This is a genomic window from Paraburkholderia domus, assembly GCF_905220705.1.
Classification (GTDB): Bacteria; Pseudomonadota; Gammaproteobacteria; order Burkholderiales; family Burkholderiaceae; genus Paraburkholderia; species Paraburkholderia domus.
In genome coordinates this window covers 13,689-27,020 of record NZ_CAJNAT010000016.1, presented here as the reverse complement: position 1 = coordinate 27,020, position 13,332 = coordinate 13,689, and the positions used below count along the sequence as shown (strand labels likewise).

The following is a 13,332-nucleotide window of genomic DNA, read 5'->3' as shown; positions in this document are numbered from 1 at the left end:
CCATGGCCCTCACCACGCTCGACGCAAACACCGCATTGGTCGTCATCGATTTGCAGCAAGGCATCGTCGCGCTGCCCACCGCCCACCCCACCGGCGAAGTCGTCAAGCGCTCCGTTGGTCTGGCGGATGCATTTCGCCGTCACGGTCTGCCCGTGGTACTCGTCAATGTGGCGGGCGGCGCGCCCGGCCGCGCGGAACAGTCGCGTCCTGCCGGTGACTTCCCCGCCGGCTTCGCTGACCTCGTTCCTGAACTGAATCGGCAGCCGTCGGATCATCTGGTGACCAAGCGCACCTGGGGCGCGTTCACGAATACAGACCTCGAAGCTTATCTGCGCAAACAAGGCGTCACGCAGGTGGTGCTCGTCGGTGTGGCCACCAGCATCGGCGTCGAATCCACCGCGCGTTTCGCACACGAACTCGGCTTCAACGTCACGTTCGCGGTCGACGCAATGACGGACATGAACCTCGACGCGCATACCAACAGCATCGCGCGAATCTTCCCGCGCCTCGGTGAAACCGGCACGACGCAGGACGTCCTCGATCTGCTCGAAACATCGCGCGTATGACCCGACGTTTGAACCGCTGCATGGCGCAGATCGTCCACACGGGGATGTTCCGATGAGTGGCACATTCCGTTCGCTGCGCACGTTCAACTACCGGGTCTGGGCCAGCGGCGCGATCGTCTCCAACATCGGGACATGGATGCAGCGCACGGCGCAGGACTGGCTCGTGCTCACGGAACTCACGCATCACAATGCAACCTCCGTGGGCATTGTGATGTCGCTGCAGTTCGGGCCGCAAATGCTCCTGTTGCCCCTAACCGGCTATGCGGCCGATCATTTCGACCGCCGCAAGCTGCTGTTCGCCACCCAGGCGGCAATGGGTTCGCTGGCGTTGGGTCTCGGGATTCTCACCGTGACCGGCCTCGTTCAGCTATGGCAGGTCTATGTGTTTGCGGGGTTGCTCGGCTGCGTCACCGCGTTCGATTCACCGGCGCGTCAAACCTTTGTCTCCGATCTGGTGGGAGAAGCCGATCTGTCGAACGCGGTCGCGCTGAACTCCACCTCGTTCAACGCGGCGCGCATGATCGGGCCCGCCGTCGCAGGGCTATTGATCGCCTCGGTAGGCACCGGCTGGGTGTTTCTGATCAACGCGCTCTCTTTCATCGCCGTGCTCTTTTCGCTGCGCACGCTGCGCCTCAGCGAACTGAATCTGAAACCGCGTGCGACACGCACGCGTGGCAGTTTCGTGGAAGGCTTCAAGTATGTGTGGACGCGTCCCGATCTGAAGGCCGCGCTGTTGATGCTGTTTCTGATCGGCACCTTCGGGCTGAACTTCCCGATCTTCATCTCGACCATGTCGGTCACCGCGTTTCATGCGGGCGCGAGTCAATACGGCGTGTTGAGCTCGACGATGGCGATTGGCTCGGTGACCGGTGCGCTGCTCGCCGCACGCAGAGCAAAACCTCGCATGGCGATACTGCTTGGCGCAGCGGCGATTTTCGGCGTGAGTTGCACGGTGGCCGCGCTGATGCCGAACTATGTGCTGTTCGGCCTGGCACTCGTCGTAGTCGGCGCGGCGACGCAGACGTTCAACACCTCGACGAACAGCCTCGTGCAAATCTCCACCGAACCCGCCATGCGCGGCCGGGTCATCGCGATCCTGCTCGCCATCGCGCTTGGCGGCACGCCGCTCGGCGCGCCGGTCGTGGGCTGGGTCGCGGATCGTTTTGGCCCGCGTTGGGCGCTCGGGGTCGGCGCTGCATCGGGTTTCGCGGCGGCGATCGTCGGTTTGATGTATCTGGTCAAGTATCGCCAGTTGCGCGTGTATGTCGAGTCGGGCCGGTTGCGTTACAGCATCGACGACCCGCGCCAGGCGCCGCCTTATGTCAGTCCCGTCACGGCAGTGCAGAATGCCGTGCTGAGTGAAGCGGAAGAGGATTCATCCGCTGGCGTTTAAGGGTCGCTGCGTGAGGCGCGGTGAAGTGCCCGGTCAATTCATCGAGCGGCGCGCGCGCCCCGCAGCTATACTCAGCAGCATCATGAAGCGCGCCACATTGTCACTCAGCCGCATCAGCCGCAGTCACCACGCCGATCCGGCGTGCGCGCGCGTGCGCCTCGCCATGGCGCGCCTCAATCCTTTGCTGAACGTGATTCTCGCTTTCTGGGCGATCTGGCATTGCCGTCACGCGCGCCCTCCGCTGCTCTCTCTGCATCCGCTCGTCTGAGCTGAATCCAAGGCCGCCATCCGCGCCGCCCTTCCGATTTTTTCGTCACTCCGCACGCCTGATGCGGAGGACGACGCACGCGCCAACGCGCAGAGAGAACCGACATGCAATTCGCCCATGAACAGGAAGCGCTGAATTTCCTCGCACAGAACCCCGACATCGATCTGTTCGAACTCTTTATCGTCGACGCCGCCGGCGTGCCGCGCGGCAAGCTGCTGCATCGCGAGGAACTGCTCGCCGTGTATCGCAGCGGCCGCCCGCTGCCGAGCGCGATCATGAATCTGACTATCAACGGCGACGACACCGAAGACAGCGGCCTCGTCTGGGACGTCGGCGATATCGACTGCCGCGCCTATCCGTTGCCAGGCAGCCTCGTGCGCCTGCCGTGGCGCAAGATGCCGACCGCCGCCGTGCAGGTGCAGATGCATCCCGAAGAAGGTCTGCCCGCGGGCGTCGCCGATCCGCGACAACTGCTTGCGCGCATCGTCGACGGTCTGCAAGCGGATGGCTTCTATCCGGTGATGGCGTGCGAACTCGAGTTCTATCTGCTCGACGCCAAGCTCGATGCACAGGGCCGTCCGCAACCCGCGCTCGATACCGACGGCCGCCGTCCGCGCACTACCCAGGTGTATGGCCTGCGCGAACTCGAACAGATCGAACCGTTCCTGAAAGACCTGTATGACGCATGCCGTGAACAAAACATCCCGGTGCGCACGGCGATTTCCGAATACGCACCCGGCCAGGTCGAGATCACACTCGAACACGGTCCCGCGCTCGAAGCGATGGATCACGCCGTGCGCTACAAGCGCATCGTCAAGGGCGTCGCCAACGCGCACGGCATGAACGCGTGCTTCATGGCGAAGCCGTTCGCCGACATCGCGGGTTCGGGCATGCACATGCACGTGAGCCTCGCCAATGAAGCCGGCGACAACCTGTTCGCCTCCGAAGACAAGGCCGGCACGCCGCTGCTGCGCGAGGCAGTGGGCGGCATGCTGCATGGCCTGCTCGATTCGATGCTGATGTTCTGCCCGAACGCGAACTCGTACCGCCGCTTCCAGGCAAACAGCTACGCGCCGTTCACGCCGACGTGGGGCGTCGATAACCGCACCGTCAGTCTGCGTGTGCCGGGCGGTCCGGCGCCGAGCCGGCATGTCGAACATCGCGTGTGCGGCGCCGATGCGAATCCGTATCTCGCGGCAGCGGCGATTCTCGCGGCCTCGCATCACGGCATTCGCGAACGGCTCGATCCGGGCGCCCCGATCGAAGGTAACGGCTACGCGCAAGCCACGACGCTGCTGCCGACCGACTGGCTCAGCGCATTGAACGCGCTCGAACAATCGGACTGGGCGAAGGACGTATTCGGTGCGAAATTCCTCAAGGTTTTCATGGCGATCAAGCGCGCCGAGTACCGTCAGTTCATGAGCGAGGTCGGTGAGCAGGACTGGCGCTGGTATCTGAACCAGGCCTGATTGTTTGTCGGCTGGCGCTGCGCGCCGCGCGAACGCTGCCGACACACTGTAAAAAAAAACCGCACCTGAAAAAATCAGGCGCGGCTCTTTCACTACAGCAATACCGTTTGATGGCTTACTTCGCGACCGGCATCGTGAATTCCGCACCCTTCGCGATGCTATCCGGCCAGCGCTGCATGATGCTCTTGTAGCGCGTGTAGAAGCGCACGCCTTCTTCGCCATACGCGTGGTGATCGCCGAACAGCGAACGTTTCCAGCCGCCGAACGAGTGCCACGCCATCGGCACCGGAATCGGCACATTGATACCGACCATGCCCACCTGAATCTGCCGGCCGAACGCACGCGCCACGCCGCCATCCGACGTGAAGAGCGACACGCCGTTGCCAAACTCGTGTGCGTTGATCAGTTCGACCGCACTCGCGAAATCGGGCACGCGCACCACCGCCAGCACCGGGCCGAAAATTTCTTCCTTGTAGATCTTCATCTCGGTGCCGACCTGGTCGAACAGCGTACCGCCGATGAAGAAGCCGTCCTCGTTCGTGACCGGGTGCGCACGGCCATCGACGATCAGCTTCGCGCCTTCCGCCACGCCCGAGTCGATATAACCGGCCACCTTGGCCTTATGTTCGGCGGTAACCAACGGACCCATTTCAGCGTCGAGGTTTTCGCCGTTCTTGATCACCAGCGACTTCACGCGCGGCACCAGGCGTTCGATCAGTTCATCAGCGACATTGCCGACCGCCACCGCGACCGAGATCGCCATGCAGCGCTCGCCTGCTGAACCGTAGGCGGCGCCGATCAATGCGTCGACAGCCTGATCCAGATCGGCGTCCGGCATCACCACGAGGTGATTCTTCGCACCGCCCAAAGCCTGCACGCGCTTGCCGCGCTTCGACGCTTCCGTGTAGATGTATTCGGCGATCGGCGTGGAACCCACAAACGACAGCGCCGCGACGTCCGGGTGTTCGATCAGCGCATCCACGGCTACCTTGTCGCCGTTCACGACGTTGAACACACCGTCCGGCAAACCGGCTTCCTTCAACAGTTCAGCAATGCGCAACGCCGCCGACGGATCACGCTCCGACGGCTTCAGCACGAACGTGTTGCCGCAGGCGAGCGCAACCGGGAACATCCACATCGGCACCATCACCGGGAAATTGAACGGCGTGATCCCCGCCACCACGCCCAGCGCCTGCCGCAGATTCCAGTTGTCGATGCCGCCGCCGATCTGGTCGGTGAAATCGGTCTTCAGCAGGTTCGGAATGCCGCACGCGAATTCGACGACCTCGATACCGCGGACCACTTCGCCTTGCGCGTCCGTGAACACCTTGCCGTGTTCACGCGTGATCAGCATCGCCAGTTCGTCGTGGTGTTTGTTCAGCAGTTCCTTGAACTTGAACAGAATGCGAGCGCGTTTGATCGGCGCGGTTTCGCTCCAGGCGGGGAACGCGGCCTTCGCAGCCTTGACCGCCGCGTCCACTTCCTCGACCGATGCCAATGCGACCGAGCCGGTCACCTGGCCGGTGGCGGGATTGAACACGTCCTTGAACCGGCCGCTGGCCGATGCAGCCGGCGCACCGCCGATGTAATGGCCCAGTTGCTGCACCGACAGCTTCGCTTGTTCGTTCACTGCATTCATTTCGTTACCTCGTGTTCGGGATAGGCCGCAAGAGTTGACCCGCCAACTGTATCGACGGCGCCGGTCATATTCCCGATACAGCACAATAAAACCGCGCCTCACTGTATTGTTTTTTGCGCGGCAACTGTATTGGCCGGCGAGGTTGGCGCAACCTCAGGAAAGGACGCCTATCCCATGCCAGGGCGGTCTCCGCACGCGACGCACGCGTCCAGCATGTCTGGCAAGCGCGACCCCGCGCAGTACGGAACCGTTACGCAGGCTCAGCGCCATTGCTCGGTCAATTCGTTGGCCAGCACCATCTTTTCCCGCACGAGTTCGGTAAAGCCGGCATCCGCTGCGTTCTGCGACTTGAGGAATTTCAGCGCTGCGGAATGAACGGCTCGCATCGAGCGGCCGTCGATCCCCACCATGCGGGCCGCGCTGCGACGTGTTTCCTCGACCAGATCGCGCGCACTGCCGAAGTCAGGTGACAAACCGCTCTGCGCCTGAAACTCGGCGCGTAATCCAGCCGCGTATTCGCGCGACTGCCCCAACCGGTCGACGTCGATCGTCAGATCGACGCCATCCGCCATCCGGGCCGCACAGAGGATCCACAGCGCGACAAACGCCCGATACGCGTTGTTGCCTTCCGCCGTGCGCGCATATTGCTCGCACGCCATGGCGTAGGCGTCATCCGAAGCCGGCACAACAGGCGGCAAGCTCACGCCGCAGATTTCGATGGCTTGCCGGACCAACGGCTCCGACTGATTCAGCCCCAGCACGCGAAACGGTGCCGCCACGAAGAACGGGTTGCTCCATTGCTGATTGAGCAGCCACCCCGAGGCAAACTGCGATGCGGGATTGCGCAGCACGGCCGCGTGCATGGCGTGCGGGAAGGCGCGCTTGAGCCACGGCAGCCGGCCCGACGACCGGCAAAACTTGAAGACGGGCACGTTGCCGTGCTCGGCGGTGCGCTCGCACAGATTGGTCAGATAGGCCTGCAATGCGGGGAATTCCGCGTCGGGTACAGGTGAGAAGCGATCGGTGCCGAAGCGCTTCCTGTATCCGGCTACACCTCTCGCGCCCTCTTGCAGAAACGGCCGGTATTCTTCGAAATACGGTGCAGCGAGCGGCGGGTGTCCAGAGGTTAGCGTAGGACGGGACGCGGAAACGTCGGCGAGGCTCAGATCGGCGAGCACGTTGCTGAACGGTTCATAGAATCCGGTCACGGAATCGAGTGCGCGCAGACGCGACCAGATCCACGTTCCCGCACTGCGCCAGCCCGTGTGGAGAAATACCCCTTGTTTCCGGGCACTTTTCTGCGAGGCATCGCCCGGACTGCCAGCCGGATCATTCGATATGCTGGTCAATCCGCCAGCGGCGCTTGATGGACCTGAGGGACCGCTCGACGGTCCATGTGGCAACGGCATTTGGACTTCTCTTCAAATGGAAGCGACAACGACTCGATGGACGGCAGGTGCAGCCTGCCCCACCTGGCTCAAACGCACACTTTAGCGGGTCAAGCTGTCGGCTTCGTTACGGATGGGTCAGTTTACCTTGCACAACGCCTTGTGATGCACTGGAACAGCGCATCCAAACGCTTTAAGCTGCCAGACTCCCGAACTCTAGCGTTACTGCCATGAACGACTCGGCCGATATCCGGTTTCTGCTGACCATCCGCGAAAGTGGCAGCCTGATCGCCGCAGCGCGAAAACTGGGACTGTCGCCTTCGGCGGTAACCCAGCGGCTGCAGCAACTCGAAAAGAAACTGGGCACGCAACTGGTGAATCGAACGGCGCGCCGTTTGCAGTTCACGGAAGAAGGTACGCTCCTGTGTGAACGCGGCGCCGAACTGGTCAAGCAGTTCGACTCGCTGTTCGAAGACTTGCAGACGCGCCGGGGCGGTCTGATCGGCACCCTGAAAATCAATGCGCCGCTGGGATTCGGCCGGCGCCACCTGGCGCCGGCCGTCGCCGATTTCCAGCAGCAGAACCCGGATATCGATGTCGCGCTCACGCTGTCCGACCAGCCGTTGACTGAGGCAATAGACCGCTTCGACATCGTCGTGCATATCGGCGAGTTGCCGGTATCGAATCTGGTCGGCTATACGATCGCACCGAATGCGCGCTTCGTATGCGCCGCGCCGGCACTGCTCAAGCGGTTTGGCCAGCCGGAATCGCCGGATGAATTGAGCAAGCTGCCGTGTATCGTGCTGCGCGAGAACAACGAGGATGTCTCGCTGTGGCAGTTCAGCAAGGGCCGCACGCGTCGCAGCGTGCGTGTTTCTTCACATTTGAGTTGCAACGACGGCGACGTGATCCGCCAATGGGCTTGCGAAGGCCGCGGCGTGATCCTGCGCTCCGAATGGGACGTGGCCGACGACATCGCGAAGGGAAGACTCGTGCGGCTGCTGCCGGGCTGGAAAACACCGGATGCCAACGTGATCGCGCTGACGCATCAGCGGGCGGGACTGCCGGCGCGCACGCGGCATTTCATGCAGTATCTGCAGGGCAGATTCAGACCGTTGCCGCCGTGGAGAAGATAGAGCGTGAAACTTGGTGAATCAGGTCGTGAATGGCGCGTTCATTGAAACTGAATCTTAGAGTTACGCTGTCTGAACGCCGCGCGGGTAATGAAACTTTATAATCGGCTTACCGTCCATCGCCGGTTTAATCATGACCTCCATCTCGCCCCCAACCGCGTACCCCAAGGCGGTTCTCTTCGATCTCCTGACCGCCCTGCTCGACTCGTGGACCTCATGGAATCACGCCGCGGGTTCCGAACAGGCAGGCCGCGCGTGGCGTGCCGCCTATCTGCGCCTGACCTACGGCTGCGGCCGATACATTGCGTATGAACAATTGGTGCGCGAGGCAGCCGCCGAAGTTGGGTTGCCGGAATCCGCCGCGCTCGCGCTCGAAGCAGACTGGCTGAAACTTGCGCCATGGAGCGGTGCCCTCGACGCCTTGCAGGCGCTCCGCCCGCATTGCAAACTGGCGATCGTCACCAACTGCTCCATCCACCTCGGCACGCAGGCCGCCAACCTTTTCCCGATCAACTGGGACGCTATCGTCACTGCTGAAGAAGCCGGCATGTACAAGCCGGACCCGTTGCCTTACCGGCTCGCGCTCGGCAAACTCGGCGTAGGCGCCCATGAGGCCGCGTTCGTGGCCGGCTCCAGCTACGATATGTTCGGCACGGCCGCGGTCGGTTTGCGGACATACTGGCACAACCGCGTGGGTCTGCCGCTGGTGGCGGGCGCACAGCCGCCCGAAATCGAAGCGCCGACGCTCGACCCGCTGGTCCCGTGGCTCAGCCGTTTCGGCCACGCGCAAAGCCACTCTACTCCCCGGTGAAAGTATGAAACTCGACCACATCGACACCCCTGCCGCGCTGATCGACATCCCCCGGATGCAGAAGAACATCGCGCGAATGCAGGGTCATATGAACACACTGGGCGTCGCTTTCCGTCCGCACGTCAAGACCACCAAGTGCATCGACGTGGTCCGTGCGCAGATCGCCGCCGGTGCGCGCGGCATCACGGTCTCGACCCTGAAAGAAGCGGAGGCGTTCTTTGCGGCTGGCGTCAGCGATATCCTTTACGCGGTCAGCATCGCGCCTTCAAAGCTGCCGCGAGCGCTGGCGCTGCGCCGCCAGGGTTGCGATCTGAAGCTGGTGGTGGACAATCCGACCGCTGCCGCAGCCATCGCCGCATTTGCGGACCAGCACGGCGAAACCTTCGACGTGTGGATCGAGGTGGACACCGACGGTCACCGTTCCGGTATCACGCCGGAACAGGACACGCTGCTCGAAGTCGGCCGGATTCTGCATGAGAACGGGGTCAAGGTGGGTGGCGTGATGACCCATGCCGGCTCCAGCTACGAGCTTCATACACCGGAGGCGCTCGCCGCACTAGCAGAGCAGGAACGCGCGGGCTGCGTGCGCGCGGCGGAGCGGCTGCGCGACGCGGGCATTCCGTGCCCAGCCGTCAGCGTCGGTTCGACGCCCACGGCGCTGGCCGCCGAGCAACTGGACGGCGTGACCGAAGTGCGAGCGGGTGTCTACGTGTTCTTCGATCTGGTCATGCACAACGTCGGCGTGTGCGCGCTTGAAGATATCGCGCTCAGCGTGCTCGCCACCGTGATCGGCCATCAGGCGGATAAAGGCTGGGCGATTCTCGACGCAGGCTGGATGGCGATGAGCCGCGATCGCGGCACCTCGAAGCAGCCGCACGATTTCGGCTATGGCCAGCCATGCCTGCTGAATGGAACACCGCTTGGCGGTTTTATGGTGAGCGGCGCCAATCAGGAGCACGGAATACTGTCGTCATCGGAGGAAGGCGCGCATGTCGACGACATCGCGCAGCGCTTTCCGATCGGCATGAAGCTGCGCATCCTGCCGAATCATGCGTGCGCGACCGGCGCGCAGTTCCCCGAGTATCACGCGGTTTCGGCGGATGGCAACAGTGTCGAGTGGAGGCGCTTTCAAGGCTGGTAAGGCAGGTAAAACGTTGACACGGCGCCGCCCGCCTCACTGCGTAGGCCTTTCTTTTGCCACGTCGCTCAACGCGACCAGCTCCCGGTCGACCAGTTCGAGCTTCAGTGGCACATCTGCCGACAGTTTCTTCTTCGGGACCACACGACGCCAGGTCCCATTCGAATCCGGGTCACGGTAGAACGCCACGATGCCCACGTATTCCGTGTCGGGCTGCATCGGCTGCGACACGCTAGCGGAAGCGCCCGGACTGACTACCGTCGCAATGCTGGCCTGCAGATCCTGGGCGAGGACGGTCTTGTCGTTCTTCAGCAGATCGTCATACGACGCCTTGTCGAAGCGCTTTCGATCCTTGAGCTGGTACACGCGCACTGCGACCGAAGTGGATCGCATCGCTTCGTCGGGATTGACCGAGCCACGCGCGGTCAGGTCGACGTTCAGCACCTTGACCTGTTTGTAGAAGACCGCGTGATACGCGCTCGAGGTCGAGTCCGACACACTCTGCCACGCACCGCATGCACTGAGCAGCAGACTGGCGGCAAGGACGATCGTGGTTAAACGGATGGGCATAGAGGTACTCCAGATTCAGGCGGGTGACGCGAGGAATGGGTTCGGTCCCGGCGCCGGAAATGCTTCATAAGAACCGAGCGGAATGATGATCAGACGTTCGTCGCCTGAAGGCAGGACCGTGGTCCACGCAAGACGCGGCGCCGGACCATCGTGCGCCGTGCCGATTTGCGGCGCGGGTGCGATTCGCGACGACACTTCCATGCGCAGGAACACGTCGGCCTTCGTACCCGCGTAAAGGCGAATAAAGGCCATCAGCTCGCGATGCAGCCACGCGCCGGGCAACAGGTCGTGAGCCTGTTCCGCACTCGCTGGCCGCAATGTCACGCGGGCAGCCCGGCTCCGGTACGCGAGGCGCGTGCCCAGCACGTAGCCGCCACCGATGCCCCGGCGCCTGCCGTTGCCCTGTGCGCTGCCGGCACTGCCCGCGGACGTGAGCGGTTGAGGCTTGCCCGCGCCCTTGAGGGTCGGGAAGAACTCGTCGACACGAACGTCCACACCGGGCACGGCGAGTGCGACGACTCCGGCAAGACCTTCCGGCGTGCGCGTGCGCTGGATCAGCAGTCCCAGCAGCGCGAGTGCGCGCGAATCGGGCAATCCGGCGCGCGCGGGTTTCTCACCCCAGCCGAAACCTGCCAGCGACAGCAGCTTGCGCGAATGGGCATCGGTGCCGCCAGGACGGAAGCCGATCGGGTAGCGATACTTCTTCCACGCGCGATACAGCAGCGTGACAAACCGGTGATTGAACTGGTCGAGAAACGCTTCGAGCGCTTCGTGTCCTTCCGTTCGCAGCACGATGTCGTCGATCATATGCGACGGCATTGCCGCGTCCACGCCGTACAGACCCATGAACGTCGTGCGCACGGTCGGCGGGACGCCGGGTCCGTGTGTGAAATCCGCCTCGTCGAACTCGACTGAGGCGATTTCGCCGGCAGGAAAGCCGACCCGAGCTCGCGGGCGGAATCGTACGGGTTCGTGTTCGGGCGTGTCACGCGTGCCGAAGTCGGGATCCTCCGGTACGCGCACTTCGAGCAGCCGACACAACTGCATGAAGTTCATCATCGGAGCGCGTGCGAGCAGCGACGCGACCAGCGGCTCCAGGTCAGGTAGTGCTCTGAGCTTCATAGCGGGGAGCGCAGCGCCTTGCTGCGCGGCCATTCAGTGCGTTGCTGCGACGGCAGACTCACGATCGCGAGCTTCGTGAACAGGTTGATTTCCGCATACAGCGCGAAGAACCGGTGCAGCAGTTCACCGAACAGCATCACGTCGCCCTCGCCCGCGAATGCATGACTGTCGAGCGTGACCTCGATCAGCACACCCCGTTCAACCGAACCACCCGATACCTCTTCGAGCAGTTCCTCCGACACGTGCAGGATGCCTGCGAGGCGGCGGCGATTCAGCTCGTCGTGGGTCCAGTCATAGAGCGCCAGTGCGCCACGCAGCACTTCCGCGTCCATCATCGACAGGAAGTTCGGCGCAAGGTGCGACAGCACCCGCCATTGGAAGCGGTCGCCGGTGGGCGGATAAAGCGGCAGCGTCGGTGCGGCCAGATTGCGCACGGCCGAAACGTTCGGCGTGCTCTCACCCAGTTCGTTGATGCTCGCTTCGCGCAGACCCTTTCGCGGCAGCATGCCGTTCGTGCCCGTCACACGTAGCGACAGGTTTTCCGCCGGCAGATCTTCCATCGACTCCCACGCGTGGCCGCCGAGGATGACCCACGTGTCACGCAGGCCTGTCACGCCCTGCCTGACACGGGTATGGAAGTACCGCTCCGGTGCCTCATGCCGCAGCATCCCGCCGCGGTGCCGGAACGTGGCGAACGGCACATACTCGTAACGCTGCGCGCTGGCGTGATCGAACGATTCGATCGCGTCGACCGAGTAGGTTTCGACGTTGGCCCCCTGGTGGCCGGCGGCCACGACCCGGTATTCCGTCTCGTGGTGGGTGACGTCAATCGGTTCGGCGTCGAGCGAAAACAGGTTGATGACCGGCGTACAGAAGAGCCGCACGTTCTCCGCCGTGAAGCGCTGGCCGGACGGGTAGCTGTGTTTGAGCAGGATTTCCAGTTCGAAGCTGAACGCGTTGGCCGGCAGCTTCGCGATATCCAGACCGCACAGATCAACGAACAGGAACTTCTCGCGGAACGTGAAGTATTCGAGCAGCAGCTGGTAGCCGGAGAAGGCGGCTTCTGCTTTTGGCCACAGGCGCTCTTCAGTGGTAAAGCCAGCGGGTTCGACGCTCACGCCTTCCAGCAGACGTGCCTGGCCGGCCGCCCGATCCTGATGTGCCTCAGGAATGCGCCAGTCGATCGAGTCGACCTGGCGCGTGAGCGCGAGGTGCATTGCGAACGCCGTCGGCAGATCCGCGTTCAGGTATAGGCGCAGCCTCGACAGATCGGTCGCTTCACGCTGCGCCGAGTGGTCGATGTCGAAGCGCAGCCGGATCACCGAACGGCCGTCGTGGCGCACGTCAGGTCCCGCATGCGCGAGGCGCACCGGTTGGAGCGCCACCGCTTGCGTCGTACGGTAGACGCATTGCACCGTTTTCGGTGTCGTGCCTTCCATGCCGGGCGGCGGTGGCGTCACGATCGGCGCCGAGCGTACCGGCACGCCGGCGGGCACCGTTTCCGTTTTCTGCAGCTTTTCGGCAAGCGGAAACAGTTCCACGATCGACAGCGACGGAATCATGCGCAGATAGTGCGGCCACAGCAGACTCACCAGCCCCTCGGTCAGCTCAGGCAGTTCGTCGTCGAGTTTCTGCTGCAGACGCCCCGTCAGGAACGCGAAGCCTTCGTAAAGTCGTTCGACGGAGGGATCGCGATCGCCGACGCGATCGAGGTTGAGCATGCGCGCGCGGTCGGGATGTGCCTGCGCGAATTCCTTGCCGGACTCACGCAGGTAGCGCATTTCGGCTTCGTAGTAGCGCAGGATTGAATCGTCTTGGTCCATGGAAACTCGTCG

At 63.2% G+C, this 13,332-nt stretch carries 12 protein-coding genes; 7 read left to right on the top strand and 5 right to left on the bottom strand.

Features of this window, described 5'->3' with window-relative positions; translation table 11 throughout:
• Nucleotides 1-2 precede the first annotated feature (2 nt).
• The 4 genes from KHO31_RS24100 to KHO31_RS24085 all read left to right on the top strand — a co-directional run bounded on the left by KHO31_RS24100 (nucleotide 3) and on the right by KHO31_RS24085 (nucleotide 3,696).
• The gene (locus KHO31_RS24100; protein ID WP_201086070.1) at nucleotides 3-566 is read left to right on the top strand and encodes an isochorismatase family protein; all 564 of its coding nucleotides are present in this window, start codon (nucleotides 3-5) and stop codon (nucleotides 564-566) included.
• A 52-nt stretch (nucleotides 567-618) separates the two neighbouring features.
• A complete protein-coding gene (locus KHO31_RS24095) occupies nucleotides 619-1,959 on the top strand; it encodes an MFS transporter (RefSeq protein WP_201082390.1) in 1,341 nt (446 codons plus the stop codon).
• Nucleotides 1,960-2,041: 82 nt separating this feature from the next.
• A complete protein-coding gene (locus KHO31_RS24090; RefSeq protein ID WP_201082388.1) occupies nucleotides 2,042-2,227 on the top strand; it encodes a hypothetical protein in 186 nt (61 codons plus the stop codon).
• Between the two features lie 104 nt (nucleotides 2,228-2,331).
• The gene (locus KHO31_RS24085) at nucleotides 2,332-3,696 is read left to right on the top strand and encodes a glutamine synthetase family protein (protein WP_201082386.1); all 1,365 of its coding nucleotides are present in this window, start codon (nucleotides 2,332-2,334) and stop codon (nucleotides 3,694-3,696) included.
• Nucleotides 3,697-3,811: 115 nt separating this feature from the next.
• On the opposite strand, the gene KHO31_RS24080 is transcribed toward KHO31_RS24085, so the two are convergent.
• Both KHO31_RS24080 and KHO31_RS24075 read right to left on the bottom strand, forming a co-directional pair.
• A complete protein-coding gene (locus tag KHO31_RS24080; RefSeq protein WP_201082384.1) occupies nucleotides 3,812-5,335 on the bottom strand; it encodes a CoA-acylating methylmalonate-semialdehyde dehydrogenase in 1,524 nt (507 codons plus the stop codon).
• A 260-nt stretch (nucleotides 5,336-5,595) separates the two neighbouring features.
• Nucleotides 5,596-6,543 (bottom strand): hypothetical protein, encoded by a 948-nt coding sequence (locus tag KHO31_RS24075; RefSeq protein WP_236061744.1) that lies wholly within the window; start codon nucleotides 6,541-6,543, stop codon nucleotides 5,596-5,598.
• Nucleotides 6,544-6,953: 410 nt separating this feature from the next.
• Between KHO31_RS24075 and KHO31_RS24070 the strand changes: the two genes are divergently transcribed.
• The 3 genes from KHO31_RS24070 (at nucleotide 6,954) to KHO31_RS24060 (ending at nucleotide 9,808) form a co-directional block, all read left to right on the top strand.
• Nucleotides 6,954-7,859, top strand: a complete 906-nt coding sequence (locus KHO31_RS24070; RefSeq protein ID WP_211624277.1) for a LysR family transcriptional regulator — start codon at nucleotides 6,954-6,956, stop codon at nucleotides 7,857-7,859.
• 130 nt (nucleotides 7,860-7,989) lie between these two features.
• Nucleotides 7,990-8,667, top strand: a complete 678-nt coding sequence (locus KHO31_RS24065) for an HAD family hydrolase (protein ID WP_211624276.1) — start codon at nucleotides 7,990-7,992, stop codon at nucleotides 8,665-8,667.
• Nucleotides 8,668-8,671: 4 nt separating this feature from the next.
• Nucleotides 8,672-9,808, top strand: coding sequence for a DSD1 family PLP-dependent enzyme (locus KHO31_RS24060; protein ID WP_201108621.1), 1,137 nt, complete (start codon nucleotides 8,672-8,674; stop codon nucleotides 9,806-9,808).
• A gap of 33 nt (nucleotides 9,809-9,841) precedes the next feature.
• On the opposite strand, the gene tssJ is transcribed toward KHO31_RS24060, so the two are convergent.
• The 3 genes from tssJ to tssF are packed head-to-tail and all read right to left on the bottom strand — an operon-like array spanning nucleotide 9,842 to nucleotide 13,320.
• The gene (tssJ, locus tag KHO31_RS24055; RefSeq protein WP_211624275.1) at nucleotides 9,842-10,375 is read right to left on the bottom strand and encodes a type VI secretion system lipoprotein TssJ; all 534 of its coding nucleotides are present in this window, start codon (nucleotides 10,373-10,375) and stop codon (nucleotides 9,842-9,844) included.
• A 15-nt stretch (nucleotides 10,376-10,390) separates the two neighbouring features.
• Entirely contained in the window at nucleotides 10,391-11,497 is a 1,107-nt protein-coding gene (gene tssG / locus KHO31_RS24050; RefSeq protein WP_236071415.1) for a type VI secretion system baseplate subunit TssG, read from the bottom strand.
• Nucleotides 11,494-13,320, bottom strand: coding sequence for a type VI secretion system baseplate subunit TssF (gene tssF, locus KHO31_RS24045; protein ID WP_201123797.1), 1,827 nt, complete (start codon nucleotides 13,318-13,320; stop codon nucleotides 11,494-11,496). Before tssF ends, tssG begins: the two co-directional genes overlap by 4 nt.
• Nucleotides 13,321-13,332: the final 12 nt, after the last annotated feature.

Bases quoted from the DNA above. Each gene is read 5' to 3' on its own strand.
- tssG (WP_236071415.1), bottom strand. From the start codon at position 11,497: ATGAAGCTCAGAGCACTACCTGACCTGGAGCCGCTGGTCGCGTCGCTG.
- KHO31_RS24090 (WP_201082388.1), top strand. From the start codon at position 2,042: ATGAAGCGCGCCACATTGTCACTCAGCCGCATCAGCCGCAGTCACCAC.
- KHO31_RS24070 (WP_211624277.1), top strand. From the start codon at position 6,954: ATGAACGACTCGGCCGATATCCGGTTTCTGCTGACCATCCGCGAAAGT.
- KHO31_RS24095 (WP_201082390.1), top strand. From the start codon at position 619: ATGAGTGGCACATTCCGTTCGCTGCGCACGTTCAACTACCGGGTCTGG.
- KHO31_RS24080 (WP_201082384.1), bottom strand. From the start codon at position 5,335: ATGAATGCAGTGAACGAACAAGCGAAGCTGTCGGTGCAGCAACTGGGC.
- KHO31_RS24100 (WP_201086070.1), top strand. From the start codon at position 3: ATGGCCCTCACCACGCTCGACGCAAACACCGCATTGGTCGTCATCGAT.
- KHO31_RS24085 (WP_201082386.1), top strand. From the start codon at position 2,332: ATGCAATTCGCCCATGAACAGGAAGCGCTGAATTTCCTCGCACAGAAC.
- tssJ (WP_211624275.1), bottom strand. From the start codon at position 10,375: ATGCCCATCCGTTTAACCACGATCGTCCTTGCCGCCAGTCTGCTGCTC.
- tssF (WP_201123797.1), bottom strand. From the start codon at position 13,320: ATGGACCAAGACGATTCAATCCTGCGCTACTACGAAGCCGAAATGCGC.
- KHO31_RS24065 (WP_211624276.1), top strand. From the start codon at position 7,990: ATGACCTCCATCTCGCCCCCAACCGCGTACCCCAAGGCGGTTCTCTTC.
- KHO31_RS24060 (WP_201108621.1), top strand. From the start codon at position 8,672: ATGAAACTCGACCACATCGACACCCCTGCCGCGCTGATCGACATCCCC.